This window comes from Stenotrophomonas genospecies 5, from assembly GCF_054473825.1.
In genome coordinates this window covers 130649-155341 of sequence record NZ_JBTMUW010000004.1, presented here as the reverse complement: position 1 = coordinate 155341, position 24693 = coordinate 130649, and the positions used below count along the sequence as shown (strand labels likewise).

The following is a 24693-nucleotide window of genomic DNA, read 5'->3' as shown; positions in this document are numbered from 1 at the left end:
CCTCCTGACCGGGCAGCCACCACCGGCAGAACGGACCCCGATGAAGATCCCCTTTGCAGCCATGCTCGCACTCAGTCTTCTTGTCCCCGCCCTCGCGCAGGCGAAGTCGACCGACCGCAACGAGCCCATGAACATCGATGCCGGTGCACAGAACGGCATGCTCACCGGCGACGGCAAAACCGTGCTGTCGCAGGGCGTGATCATCACCCAGGGCACGCTGGACCTGCGCTCGTCCGAAGCGGAGATCTATCTCAAGGACGGCGAGCCGGTGCGTGTGGTGTTCACCGGCAAGCAGGCGAAGTTGAAGCAGCAGCTCGATGACGGCACCTGGATGGATGCGCTCGCCGACCGCATCGACTACGACATCAAGACCGAGATCATCACCCTCACCGGCAACTACAAGGTCACCAGCGCGCGCGGCACCAACGCCGGCCAGCGCATGGTCTACAACACCCGTACCGGCGAGATGAACTCCGGCGGCGACGGCAGCCGCGTGCGCACCGTTATCCCGCCCAAGAACAAGACGCCTGCCGCCACCACCACGCCGGCGCAGCCGGCCGGGAGCCGGAAGTAATGCTCGTCGCCAAGGGCCTGCGCAAGCGCTATAAGCAACGTGAGGTCGTCAAGGACTTCGGGCTCACCCTCGAAGCGGGCGAAGTGGTCGGCCTGCTCGGCCCCAACGGTGCCGGCAAGACCACCTGCTTCTACATGATCGTCGGCCTGGTTGCCGCCGATGCCGGCAGCATCGTGCTCGATGGCAAGGACATCACCGGCGATCCGATGTACACCCGTGCCAAGCAGGGCGTGGGCTACCTGCCGCAGGAGCCTTCGGTGTTCCGCAAGCTGACCGTGGCCGACAACATCCGCCTGGTGCTGGAACTGCGCGAGGATCTGGACTCGGCGGGCCGCGAGCGCGAGTTGAGCAGCCTGCTGGACGAACTGCAGCTGGGCCATGTGTCCGAACAGCTTGGCGCCAGCCTGTCCGGCGGCGAGCGCCGCCGCTGCGAAATCGCCCGCGCGCTGGCGGCGCAACCCCGGCTGATCCTGCTCGACGAACCGTTTGCCGGTGTCGATCCGATCTCGGTCGGCGAGATCCAGCGCATCGTCACCCACCTCAAGCAGCGCGGCATCGGTGTGCTGATCACCGACCACAACGTGCGCGAGACCTTGGGAATCTGCGACCGCGCGTATATCCTCGCCGAGGGCACCGTACTGGCCCAGGGTTCGCCGGAATCGATCCTGGACAATGCCGACGTACGTCGCGTCTACCTTGGGGACTCGTTCAAGCTGTGACCGCAGCTGCCGGGTTCCATTCCCCCTCTTCGGCACAGGCATGAAGACTCGGCTGCAGACATCGTTGGGACAGCAGCTGGTGCTCACGCCCCAGCTGCAGCAGGCGATCAAGCTGCTGCAGATGTCCAGCACCGAGCTGGAACTGGAGATCGCCCAGGCGGTGGAGAGCAATCCGCTGCTGGACTGGGCCGAGGGTAACGAGAGCGATGCCGCTGCCGGCGACGATGGCAACGGCGATGACGCCCCGCCCGAACGCACCGACGCCGGCCAGGAGGACGACTGGGCATCGGCCGAACCGGACTGGAGCACCGCCGGCAGCGGCGGCAGCTTCGACGACGATGACGACAGCGGCAGCGCCGCCGAACGCGTGGCCGAAACCGAGACCCTGGCCGACCACCTGCTGTGGCAGCTGCACCTGTCGCATCTGTCCGCACGCGACCGCAGCATCGGGGCTGCCCTGATCGACGCCCTGGACGACGATGGCTACCTGCGCGAACCGCTGTCCACCATCGCCGAGACCCTGCTGCCGGCGATCCACGCCGGCGGGGACGAGATCCTCACCGTACTGCACCAGATCCAGCGCTTCGATCCGGTCGGAGTAGCGGCACGCAGCTTGGGCGAATGCCTGCAGCTGCAACTGGACGTACTGGCGGCCGACACACCCGGCCTTGCCCTGGCACGCCAGGTCGCTGCCGGGCCGCTGGAGCGGCTGCCGCGCAGCGGCGTGGTTGGGCTGGCGCACGAACTCCGGCAGCCCCTGGCCGATGTCGAGACCGCCGTGGCCCTGCTGCGGTCGCTGGACCCGCGCCCGGGCACCCAGATCGCGCCGCTGTCGCAGGACACCTACGTGGTGCCGGACGTAGTCGTCTGGCGGCAGAACGGCGTGTGGCGCGCCGCGCTGGCCGGCCATGCCGGGCCGAAGGTGGTCATCCACCGCGGTTACGAACAGATGATCCGCCGCTGCGGTGAGGCCGACGCCGGCTACCTGCGCGCCCAGCTGCAGGAGGCGCGCTGGCTGCTGAAAGGTCTGCAGCAGCGTGGCGAGACCCTGCTGCGGGTGGTGCGCTGCCTGATCCTGCAGCAGTCCGGCTTCCTGGAGTTCGGCGAACAGGCACTGCGCCCGCTCACCCTGCGTGAGATCGCCGCCGAACTGGGCCTGCACGAATCCACCATTTCGCGGGCGATCGCCCGCAAGCATGTCCGGACCCCACGCGGCACCCTGCCGCTGCGCGCCTTCTTCGCGTCGGGCATCGATACCGAAGGCGGCGGTGAGGCATCCAGCACCGCCATCCAGGCGATGATCCGGCGCCTGATCGATGACGAAAACCCGCGCAAGCCCCTTTCTGACGCCAAGCTGGCTGACCTGCTCAAATCGTCGGGAATTCCAGTGGCGCGACGCACCGTGGCGAAGTATCGTGAAGCCATGAACATTTCCGCCTCGCACGAAAGGGTCAGAATCGCTTGACGCACCGCCGCGCCCGGCGGAGAGGTTCATTGGCACATCCGAACACAGGAGAAACCCGATGCGCATCGAAACGTTTGGCAAAGACGTCGAAGTCACCCCGGCCCTGCAGTCCTATGTAGAGGAGAAGCTGGCCCGGATCGGAAAGCACTTCGACCAGCACTGCGAAGCGCGGGTGACCCTCAAGCTGCAGAAGACCGAACACCACGTCGACGCCAGCCTCAACATTCCCGGCCAGACCCTGCACGCCGAGGCCGGCGGCCAGACCATGTATGCCGCGATCGACCTGCTGGCGGACAAGCTTGACCGCCTGGTGATCAAGCACAAGGAGAAAAAACAGCAGCACGCACCGCTGCCGGTGGGTGACAATGGCGGCTGATCGCCACCGTTCCCCGCAGACATGCCCCTGACTGACCTCCTGGCGGCCGTGCAGACCCAGCTCTGCACGGCCACCGACCGCGACAGCGTCCTCAAGGCCGCGGCCGGGTTGCTGGCCTGCCGCCAGGCCAATGCCGAACAGATCTATCTGAACCTGTGCCAGCGTGAGGCGCTGGGCAGCACCGCGATCGGTTGCGGCATCGCCATTCCGCATGGCCGCGCGCCGACCCTGGACCGCCCACGCGGCGCCCTGCTGCGACTGGAGACCCCCGTCGACTTCGGGGGCGACGAGCCGGTCGACCTGGTGTTCGCGATGGCCGTTCCGGCCCACTACACCCATCAGCACCTGATGCTGCTGTCCGAACTGGCCGAACTGTTCTCCGCCCCCGCCATCCGCGAGGCGCTGCGCGCCGCCGGCGACGCGCGGGCACTGCGTCAGGCCCTGGATCTCACGCCCCCGGCGAGTGCCGCATGAATACCAGCATCACCGCACGCGAACTGTTCGAACAGCAGCGCGAACGCCTGGGCCTGCGCTGGGTGGCGGGAAAATCCGGCGAGAAGCGCGAGCTCGAGGCCGGCAACACCGTCTCCCGCCGGCCCTCGCTGGCGGGCTACCTCAATGCGATCTACCCCAACAAGGTGCAGATCCTGGGCACCGAGGAACTGTCCTGGCTGGACGCGCTGGAACCGCGCCAGCGCTGGGAGACGATCGAAAAGCTCATGCAGTCGCACCCGCTGGCGCTGGTGATTACCCGCAACCAGCCCTGTCCGGAAGACCTGCGCGCGGCCGCCGACGAGTCGGGCACGCCGCTGTGGGTATCTCCCAAGCGCGGCCACGAACTGCTCAATCATCTGTCCTACCACCTGGCACGCACGCTGGCGCCGCGCGTGATCCTGCACGGCGTGTTCATGGAGATCTACTCCATCGGCGTGCTGATCACCGGCGAAGCCGGGTCGGGCAAGAGCGAGCTGGCGCTGGAACTGCTCAGCCGTGGCCACCGCCTGGTGGCCGATGATGCACCTGAATTCACCCAGATCGCGCCGGACGTGCTCGACGGCACCTGCCCGGAACTGCTGCAGGACCTGCTGGAAGTACGCGGCCTGGGCGTGCTGAACGTGCGCGAGATGTTCGGCGACACGGCTGTAAAGAAGAACAAGTACCTTCGGCTGATCGTCCACCTGACCAAGCCGATGACCGAGCCCACTCCGCATGGCTACGAACGCCTGACCGGCGATTCCGGTACCCGCCATGTGCTGGACCTGGACGTGCCGCTGATCACGCTGCCGGTGATGCCCGGCCGCAACCTGGCCGTGCTGACCGAGGCGGCCACCCGCCTGCATATCCTGCGGACCAAGGGCATCGATCCGGCCGCGATGTTCATCGCGCGCCACAGCAACCTGCTGGAACGGCGAACACCCTGATTTCCCTGGCCTTCGAAGAGTCTGTCCATGAGCACCGCTGCCCCCACCGCCCCGACCCTGATCATCGTCAGCGGCCTGTCCGGCTCGGGTAAATCCGTCGCCCTGAAGACGTTCGAGGACCAGGACTACTACTGCTCGGACAACCTGCCGATCCAGCTGCTGCCGGACTTCGTGCGCAGCCTGCTGGCCCACCATGACGGCGCCGCGCCGCGCCGGCTGGCGGTCGGCATCGACGTGCGCGGCCAGGCCGACCTGAGCCAGCTGGCCAACTGGCGGCAACTGGCCACCGATGCTGGCGTGGAAACCAAGGTGCTGTTCTTTGAAGCCAGCGACGAGGCGGTGCTCAAGCGCTATGCCGACACCCGTCGCCGCCATCCACTCAGCCAGCTCGGTCTGTCATTGCCGGAAGCGATCGCCCGCGAGCGCGAACTGATCGCACCGCTGCGCCAGGAGGCCGACGCCATCATCGACACCAGCGCGCTCAACGTGCACCAGCTGCGCCGCCGCATCATCACCGAATTCACGCTGGACCACGCAACCCGCCTGTCGCTGCTGTTCGAATCGTTCGCCTACAAACGTGGCGTGCCTGCCGAAGCGGATTTCGTCTTCGATGCGCGGGTGCTGCCCAATCCGCACTGGGATCCCGAGCTGCGTGCGCTCAGTGGCCGCGAGCCGGGCGTGCGCGACTACCTGGAAGCCCAGCCGGACGTGCAGTGCTACCTCGCACAGCTGATGGGTTTTCTCGACACCTGGCTGCCGAAGCTGGGCGACGGCACACGCAGCTACGTGACCGTGGCCTTCGGCTGCACCGGCGGCAAGCACCGCTCGGTCTATCTGGCCGAACGGATGGCCCGGCATGCCCGCGAAATGGGCTGGGAAGACGTGGCCACCTATCACCGCGAGCAGGATTGAGAGGCCCGGCCGGGGTGCGCCCGACCGCCCCGCGGAGAGGCGGCATGGGCCGGCAGGCGGGGGACGCTGAATACGGGACACAGTGCCCCTCATCTGCGGCTATCGCCAATTCACCTTGACCTGTTAACGTGCAGTAATGACCTGTGGCATTCTCCTCGTAACACATCCCGGGGTCGGCGCCGCCCTGCTTGACGTGGCGACCCGGCTCCTGCGGCAGCTGCCGTTGAAGACCGAAGCTTTCGAAGTACCGTTCGACGCAGACCTGGATGCTCTGCTCCCCCTCGCCTCGGCCGCGCTGCGGCGGGTAGATGGTGGAGAAGGCGTGCTGATCCTGACCGACCTGTACGGCGCCAGCCCCGCCAACCTTGCCGGGCAGCTGGCCCGGCTGGGGACCCCGGTTCGCCGGGTGTCGGCGCTGAGCCTGCCGATGTTGCTGCGGGTGATGAATTATCCGGAACAGGCACTGGATCAACTGCCCGCCACCGCTGCGGCGGGTACCCGTAATGGAGCGATAGTCGACGATGCTTGAACGAGAACTCACCGTCAGCAACCGCCTGGGCCTGCATGCCCGGGCCACCGCCAAGCTGGTGCAGACCCTGGCACCGTTCCGGTGCAACGTGACCATGGCTGCCAAGGGCCGCGAGATCAACGCCAAGAGCATCATGGGCGTGATGCTGCTCGCTGCCGGCCAGGGCACCCCGGTCACCGTGCGCATCAGTGGCGAAGACGAAGCCGCCGCGATGGACGCGGTGGTCGACCTGTTCGAACGCCGCTTCGACGAGGACAGCTGATCGTGCCGCGCGCCCGCGCCGGCCAGCTCCCTTCCGGCCAACGGCCGGTCCAGCTGCTGGCTGGTCATGGCGCTGCGCGGGGTTCGGCGATGGGGCGTGCACGCGTGCGCCTGCCGCATGCGCTGGACGTTGCCGAACAGCGCGTGGCACCGCAGCAGATCGAAACCGAGCTGACGCGCCTGCATCACGCCGTGGATGCCGCGCGCGCGGAGATGCATGAGCTTCGGCAGCGCCTGCACGGCGCACTGAACCAGGAAGTAGGCGAGTTCCTCGATCTGCACGCGCTGCTGCTGGACGACCCGGAGCTGCTGTTCGGCCTGGATGAGCTGATCCGCAGCGGCCCGTACAGCGCCGGATACGCCCTGCGCCTGCAGCGCGACCGCCTGGCCAAGGTCTTCGATGGCATGGACGATGCCTACCTGAAGAGCCGCATGGACGATCTGGATCATGTGATCGGCCGCATTCACGCCTTCCTGCAGCCGGAGCGTGCGCCGGTGATGAAGGGGCTGGCCGGCGAGATCCTGGTCTGCGACAACATCGCGCCGTCCGAGCTGGCACAGCTGCAGGCACAGGGCGTCGTGGGCATCGTCACCGCCGCCGGCAGCGCGCTGTCGCACAGCGCCATCCTCGCCCGCAGTCTGCACCTGCCACTGATCGTCAACGTTCCGCAGCTGCTCAGCCGCGTTGCCGATGGCGACGTGCTGATCGTCGATGGCGCCGACGGCAGCATCACCGTCAACCCGCAGGCCGACAACCTGCGTGACTATCGCGCACGACTGAAGGAACACGCCCGCGAGCAGCGGGAGCTCGGACGCCTGCGCAGCAAACCCAGCCGTACCCGCGACCAGGTCGACATCGCCCTGCTGGCCAACGCCGAATCGCTGGAGGACGTAACCCAGGCCCACGCCCTCGGCGCGCAGGGACTGGGTCTGTACCGCACGGAATTCCTGTTCCTGCAGCGCAACGAGCTGCCGGACGAGGAAGAACAGTTCCGGACCTACCGCGACGCCGCGCTGGGCATGAGCGGGCGGCCGGTGACCATCCGCACCCTCGATCTGGGTGCGGACAAAGCGGATCGTACCGGCCTGACCCTGAGCAACGAAGAGAACCCGGCGCTTGGCCTGCGGGGCGTGCGCCTGTCGCTGGCACGGCCGAAAGTGGCCGACACCCAGCTGCGGGCGATTCTGCGTGCCTCGGCCTATGGCAAGCTGCGGGTGCTGGTGCCGATGATCAGCACGCGAGAAGAGCTGCTGGCCGTGCGCCGGCGCATGCTCAAGCTGTCCGAACAACTGCGCGCGGAAGGGCACATGGTGGCCGACCACGTGCCGCTGGGGGCGATGATCGAAGTACCCGCCGCTGCTCTGGCGCTGGAGAGCTTCATCGACCTGGTCGACTTCCTGTCGATCGGCACCAATGACCTGGTGCAGTACCTGCTCGCGGCCGACCGCAACAACGAGGCGCTGGGCGAACTCTACTCGCCGCTGCACCCGGCGGTGCTGCGCCTGCTGCAGATGGTGATCGAGACCGGCGCACGCCATCGTGTGCCGGTGGCGGTGTGCGGCGAGATCGCGGGGGACGCACGCATGGCGCCGCTGCTGCTGGCACTGGGCCTGACCGAGTTCAGCCTGCATCCGGGCACGCTGCTGGAAGTCCGCCGCGCGATCCGCGAGGCCGACCTGGCATCCCTGCGCGCCCGCGCTCCGAAGCTGCTGGCCGCGCGGGACCGTCGCGGCATCGAGCGCTGGCTGGCACTGGTGGCCGATACGCCCTGACGGCCGCGCTGCGCGCTCGCCGGGCATGCCCCGGCGCTACCACCCCACGCATCCCGCTCGCCGGGCATCGCCCGGCGCACCACCGCATGCATCCCGCTCGCCGGGCATGGCCCGGCGCACCACCGCGTGTGCCTCCCGGTAGCGCCGGGCCATGCCCGGCGGAATGCATGGACCCCGCTGGCCGCAGACACCGGGGTATGCGTTGAAACATCCCCTTGCGATAATGACGCGCTGAACACCCTTGTTGCCGCATCCTTGCCAGGATCGCGGCTTTTCTTATCCCGCGGGAGCTGCGATGGCTGAAGCTGTACGCCACGACAAGACTGCGCGCCAACTGCGGATGCTGTCCGATGCACTGGACAGTGGCCGGCTGGGACCGGTGCGTCGCCTGGTCAATACTCTGGCCCCCGCCGAGATCGGCAACCTGCTCGAATCGCTGCCGCCGGGAAAGCGCGAAGTCGTGTGGGGCCTGGTCGATCCGGAAGATGACGGCGAGGTGCTGGTCCACGTCGGCGACGACGTGCGCGAGAGCCTGCTCGCGGACATGGACCCGGACGAGATCATCGCCGCGGTCGAAGACCTGGACATCGACGACCTGGCCGATCTGGTCGAGGACCTGCCGGACACGGTCATCGACGAAGTCCTCAAGTCGATGGACCGCGAGAACCGCGAGCGCCTCGAGCAGGTCCTGTCCTACCCCGAGGACAGCGCTGGCCGCCTGATGAACCCGGACGTGGTGACCGTGCGCGCCGACGTCAACGTCGACGTGGTGCTGCGCTACCTGCGCCTGCGCGGCGAACTGCCGGACCATACCGACCACCTGTTCGTGGTCAGCCGCCGCCATCAGTATCTTGGCCGTGTCTCGCTTGCAGCGCTGGTCACCCATGAAGACACCACGCCGATCAACCGGTTGATCGACGACGAACAGCCGGCGATCGATGTCGGCGAGAGCGACCAGGAGGTCGCCCGCCAGTTCTCCGACCATGACTGGATTTCCGCGCCGGTGGTGGACGACAACAACATTCTGGTCGGCCGCATCACCATCGATGACGTGGTCGACATCATCCGTGGCCAGGCCGAGCACCAGGCGCTGGGCGCCGCCGGCCTGGACGAGGACGAGGATCTGTTCAGCCCGGTGTGGCGCGCGATGCGCCGTCGCCTGATGTGGCTGTCGGTGAACCTGTGTACCGCCTTCCTCGCCTCCAGCGTGGTCGGTCACTTCGAAGGCACGATCGACAAGCTGGTGGCGCTGGCGGTGCTCATGCCCATCGTCGCCGGCCTCGGCGGCAACGCAGGCACGCAGGTGCTGGCGTTGATGGTGCGCGGCCTGGCGCTGGGCCAGGTGGGCGCATCCAATGCACGCACCCTGCTGTGGAAGGAAGTGCGGGTGGCACTGCTCAACGGCCTGTTGCTGGGTTCCGTGCTGGGCCTGATCGTGCTGGCCTGGTTCCATTCGCCGGGGTTGTCGGCGGTGATCGCCATCGCGCTGACCTTCAACCTGCTGTTCGCCGCGCTGGCCGGTGTGCTGGTGCCGCTGACCCTGAAACGTTTCGGCTTCGATCCGGCCTTGGCCAGCGGTATTTTCCTGACCGCCGTGACCGATTCGATGGGCTTCTTCACCTTCCTCGGCCTGGCCACCCTGGTGCTGCTGCACTGACCGACCTGCGCCCTGCCCCCGGTCGGGGCGCGGGGCCCATTCCCACTGGAACACCCCATGGCAACCACGATCGAAAACTACTTCCAGCCGGGTTGGCGCGACCAGCTGCATACCTGTGCCGCGTGCGAATGGAAGGGCAGTTCGCGGGCAATGGTGATGGAGCTGGACGAGGACGCCACCGAGTACGACTGCCCGGTGTGCGAGAACCCGCTGCTGGTGGTGCTGCACCCGGATCTGGCACAGGTACGGGCCGCCGCCGCCGAAGGCAACGCTGAAGCGCAGGAGCAGCTGGACATCGTCGCCAGCGCCCCCCGGCCCGAGTGACGCGCTGCACGATGCTGGCCAGGCGCGACTGGACTACCATGAAAACGATTCCAGATCAGGAAACGCGCTCATGGTTCGTCTGCTTGCACGCTGGTTGCCGCTGCTGCTGGTCCTGATGGTAGGAGGCTGCGCCAGCACCGCCGAACGGACGCACGGACGCTTCGAGGCGCGTGCGGTGAAGGTGGATGGCCGGACGGCCTATTACCAGGTGTTCATTCCGGCGGGCCTGCAGCCGCGTGGTTCGGCGCAGCAGGGTGCCGCGCCGGTCGATGTGCCCGTCATCCTGTTCCTGCACGGCTCTGGCGAGCGCGGCGGCGATGGCGTGAAGCAGACCCACGCCGGGCTCGGCCCGTACCTGCGCGACCACCGCGACTTCCCGGCGCTGGTGGTGTTCCCACAGGTTCCCGGGCACGAGGAATGGAGCGGCCGCAACAACCGGGTGGCCCTGGCCGCACTCGACGCCACCCTCGCCGAGTTCGGTGCCGACCCGGCCCGGCAGTACCTGACCGGCATGTCGATGGGCGGCTACGGCAGCTGGAACATCGCACTGGATGACCCGCGCCGTTTCGCGGCGATCGTGCCGGTCTGCGGCGCGGTGCTGGCCCCCCGCGCGGTGCGGCCGACCCTGTTCGTGGAGCAGGTCGCCAACGAAGCCGATCCGTATGCCGCGATTGCACAGCGCCTGCGGCACACGCCGATCTGGATCTTCCATGGTGCGCTTGACGATGTGGTGCCACCAGACGACGACCGCCGCCTGCACGCCGCGTTCCAGGCCACCGGCGCCGCCGACGTACGCTACACCGAGTATCCGCAAGGTAACCACAACGCCTGGGATGCCACCTACGCCGACCCGGCAATGTGGGCGTGGTTGTTCGCGCAGAAGCGATGAGCCATAGCTTCGGTAGTTGCCAACCTTGGTTGGCACTGGCCTACCTGAAACCAACCCATTCCCCGATGTTCACTGGAAGCAGGCCCGTCCATGCTTGCTCCATGCAGAACACACGTCTCCTGCTCGGTCGTCGCTCCAGCATCGGCCTCAGCTATATCCTCACCACCGTCGTCCATGACCGCGCGCCGCTCTTCACCAACGCCGCAGCGGCCGCCTTGGCAGTCCGCGAATTCCAGCGACTGGATCAGGAAGGCTTCACCCGCTCGATTGCGTACGTGGTCATGCCCGACCACATCCACTGGCTGGTCGAACTACGTGCGGGAACGCTGGAAACCGTCATGAAGCGTTTCAAGTCGCGCACCGCCCAGCAGGTAAACCGGTTGCTGGGGCGAGTCGGGCGCTTCTGGCAGGCCTGCTATCACGATCATGCGATCCGCTCTGACGAATCGTTGCACCGGCATGCGATGTATCTGATGGGAAATCCGATCAGGGCCGGGCTGACGACGCGGCTTGGGCAATATCCCCATGCATGGTGCGAATGGGAGCTTGGCGCTTCGTGTGATCCGCTCGACAACTTGGGCGCGGATGGATAGTGCCAACCAAGGTTGGCATCTACCAGAGCGGTGCGCGGACAAGCCGCGCGGTAAGTGTGTCAACCAAGGCTGACACCTGCCAAAGCGGGGTTCAGCCCAGCAGGGTTTCCAACACGGCCATGCGCACGGCGACGCCGTTGGCGACCTGGCGCAGCACCCACGACTGTGGGCCATCGGCCACATCGTCGGTCACTTCCACGCCGCGGTTGATCGGGCCGGGGTGCAGCACCGCGGCGTCCTTGCCGGCGCGGGCCAGGCGTTCGCGGGTCAGGCCGTACTGGTCGTGATACTGCTCCAGCGACGGCACCAGCCCTTCTTCCATGCGCTCGCGCTGCAGGCGCAGCATCATCAGTGCGTCGACCCCTTCCAGCATCGCGTCGAAATCCTCGCCCACCACGCAGCCCTTCAGGGTTTCGTCGTCCGGCAGCAGCGACTGCGGGCCACACACGCGGATCTCGCCCACGCCCAGCGTGCGCAGTGCGTGCAGGTCGGTGCGGGCGACGCGCGAGTGCTTCACGTCGCCGACGATCAACACCTTCAGCTTCGAGAAATCCGGGCCCTTGGCCTGGCGCAGGGTCAGCATGTCCAGCAGGCCCTGGGTGGGGTGCGAACTGCGTCCATCGCCGGCGTTGACGAGGGCGGTGCCCTCGCCCGCCGCTTCGGCCAGTGCCGCCACGGCACCATCATCGGGATGGCGCACCACGAAACCGCGCACGCCCATCGCTTCCAGGTTGCGCAGCGTGTCGCAGGCGGTTTCGCCCTTGCGCGTGGACGAGGTCGACGCATCGAAGTTCAGCACGTCGGCGCCCAGGCGCTGCGCGGCCAGCTGGAACGAGCTGCGCGTGCGGGTGGACGGTTCGAAGAACAGCGTGCACACCGCGGAACCGGCCAGCACGTGCCGCTTGTTGCCGACGCGGCCGACCGCCGCGTCGCGGATCTGCCCCGCGCGGTCGAGCAGCTGCAGCAGGGTGTCGCGGGGCAGGCCCTCAAGAGTCAGCAGGTGGCGCAGGCGGCCGGAGGCATCGAGTTGCTGGGCGGTCATGGCGGGAATCGTGCAGTCAGGGAATGGGAGTGGCGTCGTCCGGCGAGGACAGCCAGCGGTCGATGATCACCGCCGCAGCCACCGCATCGAGCGCGGCCGCATCACGGCGGCGCTTGCGCCCTTCGGCGCGCTCGACGGCGAAGCGGCGGGCGGCTTCCACCGAGCTTGAGCGCTCGTCGATCATCACCACCGGCAGCTTGAATCGTTCCCGCAGCTGGCGGGCGAAGCCCTGCGCGCGCTTGCGGTTGGGTTGGTCCTGGCCGTCGAGCGTCAGCGGATCGCCGACCACCAGGCCATCGGGCTTCCATTCCTTGATGAGGCGTTCGATCGCCGCCCAGTCCGGGCCGTTGCCGTGCACGTCGACCACGGCCACGGCACGCGCGTGCGCGGCGAAGGCACTGCCGATGGCCACACCGATCCGTCGCGCGCCGACATCGAAGCCGAGCACGGTGCCATCGCGACGGAGGGCGGCCGGCTCAGACATGGCCGCTGTAATCGGTGAGCCGGAACAGATCCACGCCGATGCGCGAGGCCGCGCCCTGCCAGCGCTGCTCCAGCGGCAGCTGGAACACCAGTTCGGCGTCGGCCGGCACGGTCAGCCAGCTGTTCTCGGAAAGCTCGCTTTCCAGCTGCCCGGCGCCCCATCCGGCGCAGCCAAGGGTCACCACGGCATTGGCCGGGCCTTCGCCGCGGGCCATTGCTTCGAGGATGTCGCGCGACGTGGTCAGGTACAGGCCTTCGCCCACCGTCAGGCTGGAATCCCAGGGCCGCGCATCGTCGTGGATGACGAACCCGCGCTCGGGATGTACCGGCCCGCCGTTGAGCACCATGCGCGCCTGCAGGTCGCCATCGCTGGTGGCGATGTCCATCTGCGACAGCACCTCGCCCAGCGTGTACTCGGACGGCTGGTTGACCAGCACGCCCATCGCCCCGTTCTCGTCGTGCTGGCAGATCAGCGCGACGCTGCGGGCAAAGGTCGCGTCGAGCAGCGACGGCAGCGCGACGAGCAGGTGATCGGCAAGGGAAGTGGGAGTTGCGGGCATGCCGCCATTCTAGCCGCTGGCCGCCCCCGATGCCTGCACCTGCCGGTCACGGCGCGCATAATGACCACCCCGTACCGCAGGAGTTCGCCTTGTCCGGATATTGCCTGATCGCCCCCGGCCACCCGGTGCACGACTACTACCACGCGCACGAGTACGGCTTCCCGCAGCGCGACGAACGCGAGCTGTTCGAGCGGCTGGTGCTGGAGATCAACCAGGCCGGCCTGAGCTGGGAGACCATCCTGAAGAAGCGGGAAGGATTCCGCGCGGCCTACGATGCCTTCGACGTGGACCGGGTCGCGGCCTATGCCGAGCAGGACATCGAGCGCCTGCTCTCGGACCCGGGCATCATCCGCAATCGCCTGAAGGTGCTTGCCGCGATCCACAACGCACAGGTGATCCAGCAGCTGCGTGCGGACCACGGCAGCTTCGCCGCCTGGCTGGACGCGCATCACCCACGCAGCAAGGCTGACTGGGTGAAGCTGTTCAAGAAGACCTTCCGCTTCACCGGCGGCGAGATCACCGGCGAATTCCTGATGAGCCTGGGCTACCTGCCGGGTGCGCACGCCGCAGACTGCCCGGTGCATGCGCGGCTGCTGAAGCTGTCACCGCCCTGGCTGCAGACCGTCGCCCGCTGAACCGGACCCGCCGGGCATGGCCCGGGGCTACCACGTACCGGTTCCGGTAGCGCCGGGCCATGCCCGGCGAACGCGGAAGGCGCGCTTACACGCCCATGTAACGGCCGGGCCGGTGGTTGAACATCAGCACCAGGCTGAGCACCACCGCGCCGATCGCCGAATACATCACCTTGGACGGCGAAAGCACGAAGAACGCGGCGATCATCAGACAGGCATCGTAGGACATCTGCACCTTGCCGGCGCTCCAGCCACGGGTGCGCTGCAGGTAGACCGCCAGGATGCCGATGCCGCCCAGGCTGGCACGGTGGCGGATGAAGAACAGGATGCCCAGCCCCGACAGCGCGCCGCCGACGATCGCCGAGTACAGCGGATGGATGTGCGAGAAATCGATCCAGCGCGGCAGCAGATCGGTCAGTACGCCGCAGGCGGTAACCGCGGCAAAGGTCTTCAGGGTGAACTCCCAGCCCATGCGCCGCAGCGCCACCCAGTAGAAGGGCAGATTGACCACCACGAACACCAGCCCGAAGTTCCAGCCCATGGAGTAGTGCAGCAGGAAGGCCATGCCGGCCATGCCGCCGATCATCAGCCCGCCCTTGGCAAAGATGGCCAGGCCCAGCGAGGCCACCATCGTCGCCAGCACCATGCCCTGCACGTCCTCGGCCACCGAGTGGCGCAGCGCTTTCTCGTCGGCGGTGGTACCGGCGCTGTCCGGCGGCGGAGTCAACGGACCGGCGGTGACCAGGTGGCCGTCAGCGTCGTCGCACGGCGCGGGGCCATGGGAAGGATGGGACATGCGGGTGGGGGGACAGCGGGGGGAGGCGGTATTAGACACGATCCGCATGACAGTTGCAGATGAAATCGTTCAGCTGGATCCGCCGCCCTGCCTGAGGGCTCCCCGGAAAGCATCAGCCTGCGCGGCAGCGGGCAGCGGCGGCGCCGTATCATTCCCGCATGCCGCGCGAAAACCTCAACGACCTGCAGGCCTTTGTCCACGTCGCCCGCGAGGGCAGCTTCACCCGCGCGGCCGCCCAGCTGGGTGTCTCCCAGTCCGCGCTCAGCCACGCCATGCGGGGCCTCGAAGAGCGGCTCGGGGTGCGTCTGCTGACCCGGACCACCCGCAGCGTCTCCACCACGGAGGCTGGCGCCCGCCTGCTCGCCACGCTGGCACCACGCCTGGCCGAGATCGAGCACGAACTGGCCGCGTTGGCCGAGTACCGCGACCGCCCCGCCGGGACCATCCGCATCAACGCCACCGGCCACGCCGCTGAGTATCTGGCGTGGCCGCGGCTGGGCCCCCTGCTGCAGCGCTTCCCCGACCTGAAGATCGAATTGACCACCGACTATGGCCTGGCCGACATCGTCGCCGAGCGCTATGACATCGGCATCCGCCTCGGCGAGCGCCTGGCACGCGACATGATCGCCGTGCCCATCAGCCCGCCGCTGCGGATGCGCGTGGTCGGTGCCCCGGGTTACTTCCGTCAGCACGCCGCCCCCGCGCATCCGCACGACCTGGCCAGCCACAACTGCATCACCCTGCGCCTGCCCACCCATGGCGGACTGATGCCATGGGACTTCGGCCAGGATGGCCACGAACTGAGCGTGCGCGTGAGCGGGCAGTGGACCTTCAACACGATGGGCATGACCCGCAGCGCAGCACTGGCCGGCAGCGGGCTGGCCTGGCTGCCGGAAGACCAGGTCCTGCCGATGCTGGACGATGGCCGCCTGCAATCGGTGCTGGACGACTGGTGCCCGCCGTTCGATGGCTACTACGCGTACTACCCCTCGCGCCACCACGTGACCCTGGCGATGCGCACGGTGCTCGATGCCCTGCGCGGGCCGATGATGGACCGATGAGTGCGGGCCCAAGGCCCGCACCCACCACGATCAGCCCTTGACCTGCGCCGCACGCTGGGCGTTGTAGCGCTCGCCGACGATCGACACTTCATCCAGCGCCTGCGCGATGCGCTGCCGTTCTTCGCTCGACAGCTGCAGGTCCACCGCTCCCAGGTTCTCTTCCAGGCGATGCACCTTGGTGGTACCCGGAATCGGCACGATCCAGTCTGCCTGCGCCAGCAGCCAGGCCAATGCCACCTGTGCCGGGGTGGCACCGCGGGCGGCGGCAATGGCGCCGATCCGGTCCACCAGCGCCTGGTTCGCCCGGCGCGCTTCGACTTCAAACCGCGGCACGGTGTTGCGGAAGTCGTCGGCCTCGAACGTGGTATCTGCATTGATCGTACCGGTCAGGAAGCCCCGGCCCAGCGGACTGAACGGTACGAAGCCGATGCCCAGCTCCTGCAGGGTCGGCAGCAGTTCGCGCTCCGGCTCGCGCCACCACAGCGAGTACTCGCTCTGCACCGCAGCCACCGGCTGCACGGCATGTGCGCGGCGCACGGTGGCGGCACTCGCTTCGGAGAGCCCGAAGTGGCCGACCTTGCCTTCGGCAATCAGGTCGCGCACGGTACCGGCGACGTCCTCGATCGGCACGTTGGGATCGACACGGTGCTGGTAGAACAGATCGATGTGGTCGGTACGCAGGCGCTTGAGGCTGGCTTCGGCCACGGCACGGATGTTCTCCGGGCGGCTGTCCAGCCCGGTATCGGCCTGGGCATTGCGGAAACCGAACTTGGTGGCGATCACCAGCCGGTCCCGATGCGGCGCCAGCGCCCTGCCCAGCAGTGCCTCGTTGGTGTACGGGCCATACACCTCGGCCGTGTCGAAGAAGGTGACCCCGCGCTCCACGGCTGCGTGCAGCAGCGCGACGCCCTGCTCCAGTTCCACGGGCTTGCCGTAGCTGTGGCTCAGGCCCATGCAGCCCAGGCCGAGGGCGGAAACCTTCAGGCCGCTGCGGCCGAGTTCACGTGTCTGCATTGTCATGCTCCAGAGGGGGAGCGCTGACGATACGCCTGCGGCCTCATCGGATTGAACCGGCTGCGCCGCAGTCGGTCATGACTGGATTTCATGAATCCGGCCGTCCCGGTGATCTTCCGCGGCGCCGGGCGACGCCCGGCTGCCGTCCTCTGCTGCTTCAGCGGATCTCGGAGATTTCCACGCCGTCCAGGCCCTGCGACAGGGTGCGCGCGTCACCGCCCTGGCTCAGCTTGATGCGCAGCCGCACTTCGTTCTGCGAATCGGCATACCGCAGCGCATCCTCGTAGCTGATCTCACCGGCCTGGTACAACTCGAACAGGCTCTGGTCGAAGGTCTTCATGCCCAACTGGACCGATTCCTTCATCACTTCCTTCAGCTTGTGGATCTCGCCGTCGCGGATGTAGTCCTGCACCAGCGGCGTGCCCAGCAGGATCTCCATCGCAACCTTGCGCGAGCGGCCATCCGGGGACGGCACCAGCTGCTGGGCGACCACGCCCTTGAGGTTCAGCGACAGGTCCATCAGCAGCTGGTTGCGACGGTCTTCCGGGAAGAAGTTGATGATGCGGTCCATCGCCTGGTTGGCGTTGTTGGCATGCAGAGTCGCCAGCACCAGGTGGCCGGTCTCGGCGAAGGCGATGGCGTGGTCCATGCCTTCGCGGGTACGCACCTCACCAATCATGATCACGTCCGGCGCCTGGCGCAGCGTGTTCTTCAGCGCGGCCTCCCAGCTGTCGGTATCGATGCCCACTTCGCGCTGGGTGATGATGCAGCCCTCGTGCTTGTGCACGAACTCGATCGGATCCTCGATGGTGATGATGTGGCCGGTGGAATTCTGGTTGCGATAACCGATCATCGCTGCCAGCGACGTCGACTTGCCGGTGCCGGTCGCACCGACGAACAGGATGATGCCGCGCTTGGTCATCGCCAGCGTCTTGATGATCGGCGGCAGGCTCAGTTCTTCCACGGTCGGGATGCGCGTCTCGATGCGACGCAGCACCATGCCCACCTGGTTGCGCTGATAGAAGCAGCTCACGCGGAAACGGCCGACACCGGACAGGCCGATGGCGAAGTTGCATTCGTGGGTCTTCTCGAACTCTTCGCGCTGTGCCGGCGTCATCACGTTCAGCACCAGGTCGCGGCTCTGCTGCGGCGTCAGGGGTGTCTGCGTGATCGGCGCGATCTTGCCATTGACCTTCATCGCCGGCGGCATGCCCGCGGTGATGAACAGGTCCGAGGCGCGCTGGTGCGCCATCAGCTTGAGGAAGGAGGTGAAATCGATGGTGGTGGCGGTGGTGTTCACGGCAGGCTCCCAGGAGGCATGTGCCAGGCTTCAGTCGATGGTCGGAACATCGCGGAGTCGCCGGCGCGGTCGCGCGCCGGGGCCCGCTTCTGCCTTGCCTTACTCGAACAGTCGCTTGTCCTTGGCGTACTCGCGCGCCTGGTTGCGGGTGATCAGGCTGCGCTTGACCAGGTCCTGCAGGTGCTGGTCGAGCGTCATCATGCCCTGCTGCTGACCGGTCTGGATCGCCGAGTACATCTGCGCCACCTTGTCTTCGCGGATCAGATTGCGGATGGCCGGCGTGCCCACCATGATCTCCCACGCTGCGGTACGGCCGCCGCCCACCTTCTTCAACAGTGCCTGCGAGATCACCGCGCGCAGCGACTCGGACAGCATCGAGCGCACCATCGGCTTCTCGCCGGCCGGGAACACGTCGATGATGCGGTCGATGGTCTTGGCCGCCGAACTGGTGTGCAGGGTGCCGAACACCAGGTGGCCGGTCTCCGCGGCGGTCAGTGCCAGGCGGATGGTTTCCAGGTCGCGCAGTTCGCCGACCAGGATGATGTCCGGGTCTTCTCGCAGTGCCGAGCGCAGTGCCTCGTTGAAGCCATGCGTATCACGGTGTACTTCGCGCTGGTTGATCAGGCACTTCTGCGAGGTGTGCACGAACTCGATCGGATCCTCGACAGTGAGGATGTGGCCGTATTCGCTCTTGTTGATGTAGTCGATCATCGCGGCCAGCGTGGTCGACTTGCCCGAACCGGTCGGGCCGGTCACCAGGATCAGGCCCTGCGGCTGCTGGATCAGTTCGCGGAAGATCGGCGGGCAGGCCAGATCCTCCAGCGTCAGAACCTCCGACGGAATGGTACGGAACACCGCGCCCGCACCCCGGTTCTGGTTGAACGCATTCACGCGGAAACGTGCCAGCGACGGGATCTCGAACGAGAAGTCCACTTCGAGGAATTCCTCGTAGTCGCGGCGCTGCTTGTCGGACATGATGTCGTACACCAGCGCATGGACCTGCTTGTGGTCCAGTGCCGGGATGTTGATGCGGCGAACGTCGCCGTCCACGCGGATCATCGGCGGCAGGCCTGCGGACAGGTGCAGGTCGGACGCTTTGTTCTTTACGGAAAACGCCAACAGCTCGGCGATATCCATGAGCGGCTACTCCCCAATAACGGCTTCGACTGGAAGGATCTTTCCCCGGGCGGCAGTATAGCCTCCTGATCGATTGGAACGCGTTACGTGGCCACTGCCCTGCCCCAGATCCTGAGCACCCTGCACGCTGCGGCGGAGGCCGCCGGACGTGCGCCGCCGCGCCTGCTGGCGGTCTCCAAGACCCAACCGGCCGAGGCCGTGGCCGCCCTTGCTGCACAGGGCCAGCGCGCCTTCGGCGAAAACTACGTGCAGGAGGCGCTGGCCAAGATGCAGGCGCTGCAGCACCTGGACCTGGAATGGCACCTGATCGGCCATCTTCAGTCCAACAAGGCCGAAGCGGTGGCCACGCATTTCGACTGGGTGCAGAGCGTGGACCGTCCCAAGCTGGTGACTGCGCTGGCCCGCCATCGACCGGCGGCGCGCGGAGCGCTGAACGTGCTGATCCAGGTCAACATCGATGATGAATCGAGCAAGCACGGCTGCTCGCCAGAGGACGTCCAGGCCCTGGCCGAGGCCATCGCCGCCGAGCCTGGCCTGCGGTTGCGGGGTCTGATGGCGATCCCGGCGCCGTGGCCGGAGGCGGAACGCCGCCGCGACGCATTCGTGCGCATGCGCACACTTTTCCAGACACTGGCCGACCGCTTCCCGCAGGTCGATACCCTTTCGATGGGCATGAGCAGCGACTACACCGAGGCCATCGCCGAAGGCGCCACCCTGGTGCGCATCGGCACCGCCCTGTTCGGCGCCCGTCCGCGGCCGGCCTGACATTCCGAGGAGACTTCCATGGCAGCAGATTCCATCACCTTCATCGGCGGCGGCAACATGGCGCGCAGCCTGATCGCCGGCCTGATCCGCCAGGGCGTGCCTGCCACGCGCATCCACGTGGCCGAGCCGGTCGCCGCCGTGCGCGATGCGCTTGCCAGCGACTTCGGCGTGCATACCCACGACAGCGCCAGCGCGGCCGCCGCGCAGGGCCAGACCTGGCTGCTGGCGGTCAAGCCACAGGTACTGCGCGACGTCTGCCAGTCGCTGCAGCCGCTGGCGCAGGACAACCGACCGCTGGTGGTCTCGATCGCCGCCGGCATCACCAGCACGCAGCTGCAGCGCTGGCTGGGCGGCACGTTGCCGGTGGTGCGCGCGATGCCCAACACGCCCGCGCTGCTCGGTGCCGGCGTCACCGGCCTGTACGCAACACCGGCAGTGGATGCACCGCAGCGGGCCCAGGCCGAGCACCTGCTGGCCAGTGCCGGACGCACGGTATGGATCGACAGCGAGCCGTTGATGGATTCGGTCACCGCTGTCTCCGGCAGCGGTCCGGCCTATGTGTTCCTGCTCGCCGAAGCGATGGAAGCGGCAGGCATCGCCCAGGGTCTGCCCGCCGACGCCGCACGCACGCTGGTGGTGCAGACGCTGCTGGGCGCCTCGCGCATGCTCGATGAAGCGGGCGAAAGTCCCGCCGAGCTGCGCCGCCGCGTGACCTCGCCCAACGGCACCACCCAGGCTGCGATCGAAAGCTTCCAGGCCGGCGGCTTCGAGGCACTGGTGGATGCCGCGCTGCGCGCCGCACAGGTGCGCGGCCAGGCACTGTCAGCGGCAAACGACTGATTCCTTGGGGTCAGATCCCTCTGCCGGGGCAAAGGGATCTGACCCCATCTCCCCCGATGCTCATTGCCCCAACGTGGTCATGACGAAGTCGACGAAGCACTGCAGGCGCGGGCGCGGGCGACGGTCCGGCAGATAGATCAGGTGCATCGGCCGCGGCGCCGGCAGATGGTCGCGCAGCAGCGGTTTCAGCCGGCCCGCAGCGATCTCCGTGGCCAGCAGCGCCGTCGGTTGCAGAATCAATCCGGCACCCGCTACGGCGGCCTCGCGCAGCGCGAAGCCGTCATTGCTGGTGAGCCGTGCCTCCCAGTCCACATGCTCGCCACTGGCCAGCTGCCAACCGTGCCCGCCACGCCACGCCAGGTGGCTCAGGCAATCGTGCCCCTGCAGATCCGCGGGCGTCCGCGGCGTGCCTCGACGGCGAAGGTACGACGGCGCTGCGCACAGGCTCATCGCATAGGGAGGCAGCGGACGCGCCACGATGTCCGCCGAGGGCAGCGGACCGACCCGGATCGCCGCGTCGAAGCCGTCTTCGATCAGGTCCACCCGCCGATTGCTCAGATCCAGTTCGATGTTCAGCAGCGGCTGTGCACGCAGCAGTTCGGCCAACCGGGGCGCCAGCACGCAGCTGCCCCAGGTGGTGGGAGCACTGACCCGCAACACACCGCGCGGCTGCAGCTGCAGGCCGGCCACGTCCGCCTCGGCCTGCTGCACCTGTTCCAGCACCTGCCGGCAACCGGCCAGATAGGCGCTACCCGCTTCGGTCAGGCGCTGCCGCCGCGTGTTCCGCTGCAACAGCGCGGTGCCGAGGTGGCTTTCCAGCTGCTGGATGTACTTGCCCACCATCACCGCAGACACCTGCAGGTGCTCGGCGGCAGCGGCGAAACTCCCGCGCTCGGCCACGGCGACGAAGGCCTGCATGCAGCGCAGCATGTCCATTGCTAAGTCCTGATTAGTAATCAGCGAATCATACGCGGCTTACCAAACCGCGTCGTCACGGCGCAGACTGCGCTTCGTCTCCCCAAGCAAGGAACCGTCATGAAGATTCTTCTCGTGGGCGCCACCGGCACGCTCGGCCAGGCCGTAGCGCGCCAGCTCGGCCAGCAGCACCAGATCCTGGACGCAGGGCGCAGCAGCGGCACGCTGCGCGTCGATCTGACCGACGATGCCAGCGTCAACGAACTGTTTGCCCGCACCGGCGCGGTCGATGCGGTGATTTCCACAACAGGCAAACTGCATTTTGGTCCCCTGCGTGACATGACGCCCGAACGGTTCAACGTCGGCCTGCAGGACAAGCTGCTCGGGCAGGTACGGCTGGCACTGGCCGCCCAGCATCACCTCACCGCCGGTGGCTCGATCACCCTGACCAGCGGCATCGTCAGTGCCCAGCCGATCCGCGACGGCGTCAATGCAACCTCGGTGAACGCCGCGCTGGAAGGATTCGTGCGCGCAGCGGCCCTGGAGCTGCTGCCCCGCGGGCTGCGCATCAATGTCGTCAGCCCGAATGTGCTGGTCGAATCAATGGATGCCTACGCGCCCTACTTCCCCGGCTTTGAAGCGGTCACCGCCCAGCGCGCGGCACTGGCGTACCAGCGCGCGGTGGAAGGCATCCTGAGCGGTGAAACGATCACCGTCTGGTGATGCATGATCCAGCCTGGCGTGCCCTCCGATGTGCCGGGGCCTCAGCCCCAGCGCATCGGACCGTCACCCCGTTCCCCGAGGACATCCTCGGGGTTGGCCAGCCGGCAGCGCTTCAGTGACAGGCAGCCGCAACCGATGCACCCGGTCAGCTCGTCACGCAGCAGCTGCAACATGTGGATGCGCTCATCCAGCTCGGTCCGCCAGCGTGCAGACAGCGTGGCCCAGTCGGCCTTGGTCGGTGCCCTGCCCTGCGGCAGGCTTTCGAAAGCACGCGCCACCGCCTCCAGCGGCATGCCCACGCGCTGTGCAACGCGTATCACCGCCAGCCGGCGCAGCACGTCGCGGCTGAAGCGGCGCTGGTTTCCCGAGGTGCGCAGGCTGCTGATCAGGCCCTTGCGCTCATAGAAGTGCAGTGCGGATACGGCCACGCCGCTGCGCTGCGACACCTCACCCACACTCAGTTCCTGCGACACCATTGCTTGACCTCAACTATAGTTCAGGTGTCATGCTGCGGTCTTCGCCGCCGGATGACAAGCGCGGCCTCCCAGACTTTCCGCATGACCCCGACTCCATCCGCTGCCGACGCCGCCCCTCCTGCCGAAACCTCCATCCTTTCCGCGCGCTATCGTGCGACCACCCTGGGCATGGTCGCCCTGGTCTCGCTGCATGCCTTCGAGGCACTGGCGGTTGCCGCGGCCATGCCCACCGTCGCCGCCGCGCTCGACGGGCTTCGCCTGTACGCGTTGGCCTTCGGCGGCACCCTCGCCACCAGCGTCATCGGCATGACACTCGCTGGCCACTGGGCCGACCGGCACGGACCCGCGCGGCCGCTGTGGTGGGGCCTGGCGTGCTTCGTACTGGGCCTGCTGCTGGCCGGCCTGGCCACGCACATGGGGATACTGGTGGCCGGGCGGCTGCTGCAGGGCCTGGGCGCGGGCGCGATCTCGGTCTCGCTGTACGTGATGGTCGGCCGTACCTACCCCGAACCGCTGCGGCCGAAGGTGTTCGCAGCATTCTCCGCTGGCTGGGTGGTGCCGTCGATGATCGGCCCGGCTGCGAGCGGGCTCATCGTGCAGCACCTGGGCTGGCGGTGGGTGTTCCTGGCCGTGCCGCTGCTGGCGCTACCCGCTGCATTGCTGCTGCGACCTGCACTGTCACGCCTGCAGCCCTCGCCTGCGGGCGACAGCGGCAATCGCAGCCGGGTGGTGCGCTGGGCCAGCGGCGCGTCGCTGGCAGCGCTGCTGCTGTATCTCGGCGGGCAGCAGCAAGGGATGGCGGCAGTGCTGTGCATCGCTGTGGCGATGCTTGCGCTGCTGTTCTGCGTGCAGCGGCTGCTGCCCGCCGGCACCTTGCGCGTGCATCGCGGGCTGCCCAGTGTGATCGCCCTGCGCGGCATCGCCGCTGCGGCATTCTTCGCCTGCGAGGCCTACCTGCCACTGCTGCTGCAGCGCGAGCGCGGGCTGTCACCCAGCGGGGCCGGCGCGGTGTTGAGCCTGGGGGCATTGGGCTGGTTCGCCGGGTCGTGGCTGCAGGGCCACCAGCGCAATGGCTGGTCACGCCAGCAGCTGCTGCGCGCGGGAACGCCGCTGATGGCGATCGGTATCGCGGCCACGCTGGCGGTGCTGTTCCGCACGGTACCGCTGCCGGTGGCTCTGATCGGCTGGACGCTGACCGGCTTCGGCATGGGCATGATCTACGCCAGTCTTTCGGTACTGACCCTGTCCCTTTCGGCACCGCACGAACAGGGAGCCAACACCTCGGCGCTGCAGTTGAGCGAGGCGCTGGCGGTCACCACCGCACTGGCCGTCTCCGGCGCGCTGTTTGCCCTGTTCGTGGACGACAGGCCGCACACCGGCTACGTGCTGTGCCTGGCGATCACCCTGGGCCTGGCTCTGCTGTCCACGCTGATTGCACGCCGGGTGTAACGCCACC

29 protein-coding genes are annotated in these 24693 nt (G+C 67.6%); 20 read left to right on the top strand and 9 right to left on the bottom strand.

Going from position 1 to position 24693, the window contains the following annotated elements:
* The first annotated feature begins 40 nt into the window (after positions 1 to 40).
* From lptA to ACX9OW_RS19755, 14 genes are all read left to right on the top strand, one after another.
* Entirely contained in the window at positions 41 to 574 is a 534-nt protein-coding gene (gene lptA / locus ACX9OW_RS19820) for a lipopolysaccharide transport periplasmic protein LptA (protein WP_065174534.1), read from the top strand.
* Complete coding sequence (gene lptB, locus ACX9OW_RS19815) at positions 574 to 1293, top strand: LPS export ABC transporter ATP-binding protein (RefSeq protein ID WP_065174533.1); 720 nt, start codon at positions 574 to 576, stop codon at positions 1291 to 1293. Before lptA ends, lptB begins: the two co-directional genes overlap by 1 nt.
* A 40-nt stretch (positions 1294 to 1333) precedes the next feature.
* Positions 1334 to 2758 (top strand): RNA polymerase factor sigma-54, encoded by a 1425-nt coding sequence (locus ACX9OW_RS19810; RefSeq protein WP_277381465.1) that lies wholly within the window; start codon positions 1334 to 1336, stop codon positions 2756 to 2758.
* Between the two features lie 58 nt (positions 2759 to 2816).
* Positions 2817 to 3134 (top strand): ribosome hibernation-promoting factor, HPF/YfiA family, encoded by a 318-nt coding sequence (hpf, locus tag ACX9OW_RS19805; protein WP_005415556.1) that lies wholly within the window; start codon positions 2817 to 2819, stop codon positions 3132 to 3134.
* A 21-nt stretch (positions 3135 to 3155) separates the two neighbouring features.
* A complete protein-coding gene (locus tag ACX9OW_RS19800; RefSeq protein WP_053519416.1) occupies positions 3156 to 3608 on the top strand; it encodes a PTS sugar transporter subunit IIA in 453 nt (150 codons plus the stop codon).
* Positions 3605 to 4555 (top strand): HPr(Ser) kinase/phosphatase, encoded by a 951-nt coding sequence (hprK, locus tag ACX9OW_RS19795; RefSeq protein WP_053519415.1) that lies wholly within the window; start codon positions 3605 to 3607, stop codon positions 4553 to 4555. The genes ACX9OW_RS19800 and hprK overlap by 4 nt, the downstream gene beginning before the upstream one ends.
* Before the next feature lie 27 nt (positions 4556 to 4582).
* Entirely contained in the window at positions 4583 to 5467 is an 885-nt protein-coding gene (gene rapZ / locus ACX9OW_RS19790; RefSeq protein ID WP_053519414.1) for an RNase adapter RapZ, read from the top strand.
* A gap of 136 nt (positions 5468 to 5603) precedes the next feature.
* Positions 5604 to 5996 (top strand): PTS sugar transporter subunit IIA, encoded by a 393-nt coding sequence (locus tag ACX9OW_RS19785; protein ID WP_065174531.1) that lies wholly within the window; start codon positions 5604 to 5606, stop codon positions 5994 to 5996.
* Positions 5989 to 6258, top strand: coding sequence for an HPr family phosphocarrier protein (locus tag ACX9OW_RS19780; protein ID WP_053519412.1), 270 nt, complete (start codon positions 5989 to 5991; stop codon positions 6256 to 6258). Before ACX9OW_RS19785 ends, ACX9OW_RS19780 begins: the two co-directional genes overlap by 8 nt.
* A 2-nt stretch (positions 6259 to 6260) precedes the next feature.
* Positions 6261 to 8030 carry a phosphoenolpyruvate--protein phosphotransferase gene (gene ptsP / locus ACX9OW_RS19775; protein WP_065174530.1) on the top strand — a complete coding sequence of 590 codons (1770 nt, stop codon included), beginning with the start codon at positions 6261 to 6263 and terminating at the stop codon, positions 8028 to 8030.
* Between the two features lie 295 nt (positions 8031 to 8325).
* On the top strand, positions 8326 to 9687 hold the full coding sequence (gene mgtE, locus ACX9OW_RS19770) for a magnesium transporter (RefSeq protein WP_053519410.1): 1362 nt from the start codon (positions 8326 to 8328) through the stop codon (positions 9685 to 9687).
* 57 nt (positions 9688 to 9744) lie between these two features.
* Positions 9745 to 10011, top strand: a complete 267-nt coding sequence (locus ACX9OW_RS19765; protein ID WP_053519409.1) for a hypothetical protein — start codon at positions 9745 to 9747, stop codon at positions 10009 to 10011.
* Positions 10012 to 10081: 70 nt separating this feature from the next.
* Complete coding sequence (locus ACX9OW_RS19760) at positions 10082 to 10900, top strand: carboxylesterase family protein (protein ID WP_459062723.1); 819 nt, start codon at positions 10082 to 10084, stop codon at positions 10898 to 10900.
* Between the two features lie 101 nt (positions 10901 to 11001).
* On the top strand, positions 11002 to 11493 hold the full coding sequence (locus tag ACX9OW_RS19755; protein ID WP_065174527.1) for an REP-associated tyrosine transposase: 492 nt from the start codon (positions 11002 to 11004) through the stop codon (positions 11491 to 11493).
* A 91-nt stretch (positions 11494 to 11584) separates the two neighbouring features.
* Here ACX9OW_RS19755 and ACX9OW_RS19750 read toward each other — a convergent pair whose 3' ends face one another.
* Genes ACX9OW_RS19750 through ACX9OW_RS19740 form a run of 3 tightly spaced genes read right to left on the bottom strand, consistent with a single transcriptional unit; the run spans position 11585 to position 13578 of the window.
* Positions 11585 to 12535: an aspartate carbamoyltransferase catalytic subunit gene (locus ACX9OW_RS19750; RefSeq protein ID WP_065174526.1), complete on the bottom strand. Its 951-nt coding sequence runs from the start codon at positions 12533 to 12535 to the stop codon at positions 11585 to 11587.
* A 16-nt stretch (positions 12536 to 12551) separates the two neighbouring features.
* Positions 12552 to 13019: a Holliday junction resolvase RuvX gene (gene ruvX / locus ACX9OW_RS19745; RefSeq protein WP_053519401.1), complete on the bottom strand. Its 468-nt coding sequence runs from the start codon at positions 13017 to 13019 to the stop codon at positions 12552 to 12554.
* The gene (locus tag ACX9OW_RS19740; RefSeq protein WP_053519399.1) at positions 13012 to 13578 is read right to left on the bottom strand and encodes a YqgE/AlgH family protein; all 567 of its coding nucleotides are present in this window, start codon (positions 13576 to 13578) and stop codon (positions 13012 to 13014) included. Before ACX9OW_RS19740 ends, ruvX begins: the two co-directional genes overlap by 8 nt.
* Positions 13579 to 13667: 89 nt before the next feature.
* On the opposite strand from ACX9OW_RS19740, the gene ACX9OW_RS19735 reads away from it, so the two are divergent.
* Positions 13668 to 14213, top strand: a complete 546-nt coding sequence (locus ACX9OW_RS19735; protein WP_197572241.1) for a DNA-3-methyladenine glycosylase I — start codon at positions 13668 to 13670, stop codon at positions 14211 to 14213.
* 85 nt (positions 14214 to 14298) lie between these two features.
* On the opposite strand, the gene ACX9OW_RS19730 is transcribed toward ACX9OW_RS19735, so the two are convergent.
* Positions 14299 to 15006 carry a YitT family protein gene (locus ACX9OW_RS19730; protein ID WP_459062722.1) on the bottom strand — a complete coding sequence of 236 codons (708 nt, stop codon included), beginning with the start codon at positions 15004 to 15006 and terminating at the stop codon, positions 14299 to 14301.
* A gap of 158 nt (positions 15007 to 15164) precedes the next feature.
* Here ACX9OW_RS19730 and ACX9OW_RS19725 point away from each other — a divergent pair, with 158 nt between their 5' ends.
* Positions 15165 to 16067, top strand: coding sequence for a LysR family transcriptional regulator (locus ACX9OW_RS19725; RefSeq protein WP_459062721.1), 903 nt, complete (start codon positions 15165 to 15167; stop codon positions 16065 to 16067).
* A 30-nt stretch (positions 16068 to 16097) separates the two neighbouring features.
* Here the strand turns inward: ACX9OW_RS19725 and ACX9OW_RS19720 are convergent, their stop codons facing one another.
* From ACX9OW_RS19720 to ACX9OW_RS19710, 3 genes are all read right to left on the bottom strand, one after another.
* Positions 16098 to 17081 (bottom strand): aldo/keto reductase, encoded by a 984-nt coding sequence (locus ACX9OW_RS19720; protein ID WP_253118891.1) that lies wholly within the window; start codon positions 17079 to 17081, stop codon positions 16098 to 16100.
* 157 nt (positions 17082 to 17238) lie between these two features.
* The gene (locus ACX9OW_RS19715) at positions 17239 to 18381 is read right to left on the bottom strand and encodes a PilT/PilU family type 4a pilus ATPase (protein ID WP_074900446.1); all 1143 of its coding nucleotides are present in this window, start codon (positions 18379 to 18381) and stop codon (positions 17239 to 17241) included.
* A gap of 99 nt (positions 18382 to 18480) precedes the next feature.
* Complete coding sequence (locus tag ACX9OW_RS19710; protein ID WP_053519259.1) at positions 18481 to 19518, bottom strand: type IV pilus twitching motility protein PilT; 1038 nt, start codon at positions 19516 to 19518, stop codon at positions 18481 to 18483.
* A gap of 87 nt (positions 19519 to 19605) precedes the next feature.
* Between ACX9OW_RS19710 and ACX9OW_RS19705 the strand changes: the two genes are divergently transcribed.
* A complete protein-coding gene (locus ACX9OW_RS19705) occupies positions 19606 to 20283 on the top strand; it encodes a YggS family pyridoxal phosphate-dependent enzyme (RefSeq protein ID WP_459062720.1) in 678 nt (225 codons plus the stop codon).
* Between the two features lie 18 nt (positions 20284 to 20301).
* Positions 20302 to 21123, top strand: coding sequence for a pyrroline-5-carboxylate reductase (gene proC, locus ACX9OW_RS19700; protein ID WP_340044522.1), 822 nt, complete (start codon positions 20302 to 20304; stop codon positions 21121 to 21123).
* A 60-nt stretch (positions 21124 to 21183) separates the two neighbouring features.
* Here the strand turns inward: proC and ACX9OW_RS19695 are convergent, their stop codons facing one another.
* The gene (locus ACX9OW_RS19695) at positions 21184 to 22059 is read right to left on the bottom strand and encodes a LysR family transcriptional regulator (protein ID WP_111187135.1); all 876 of its coding nucleotides are present in this window, start codon (positions 22057 to 22059) and stop codon (positions 21184 to 21186) included.
* Between the two features lie 9 nt (positions 22060 to 22068).
* Between ACX9OW_RS19695 and ACX9OW_RS19690 the strand changes: the two genes are divergently transcribed.
* Positions 22069 to 22761: a short chain dehydrogenase gene (locus ACX9OW_RS19690; protein ID WP_459062765.1), complete on the top strand. Its 693-nt coding sequence runs from the start codon at positions 22069 to 22071 to the stop codon at positions 22759 to 22761.
* A gap of 41 nt (positions 22762 to 22802) precedes the next feature.
* Here the strand turns inward: ACX9OW_RS19690 and soxR are convergent, their stop codons facing one another.
* The gene (gene soxR / locus ACX9OW_RS19685; RefSeq protein WP_053519250.1) at positions 22803 to 23237 is read right to left on the bottom strand and encodes a redox-sensitive transcriptional activator SoxR; all 435 of its coding nucleotides are present in this window, start codon (positions 23235 to 23237) and stop codon (positions 22803 to 22805) included.
* Between the two features lie 81 nt (positions 23238 to 23318).
* Between soxR and ACX9OW_RS19680 the strand changes: the two genes are divergently transcribed.
* The gene (locus tag ACX9OW_RS19680; protein WP_459062719.1) at positions 23319 to 24686 is read left to right on the top strand and encodes an MFS transporter; all 1368 of its coding nucleotides are present in this window, start codon (positions 23319 to 23321) and stop codon (positions 24684 to 24686) included.
* Positions 24687 to 24693 lie beyond the last annotated feature (7 nt).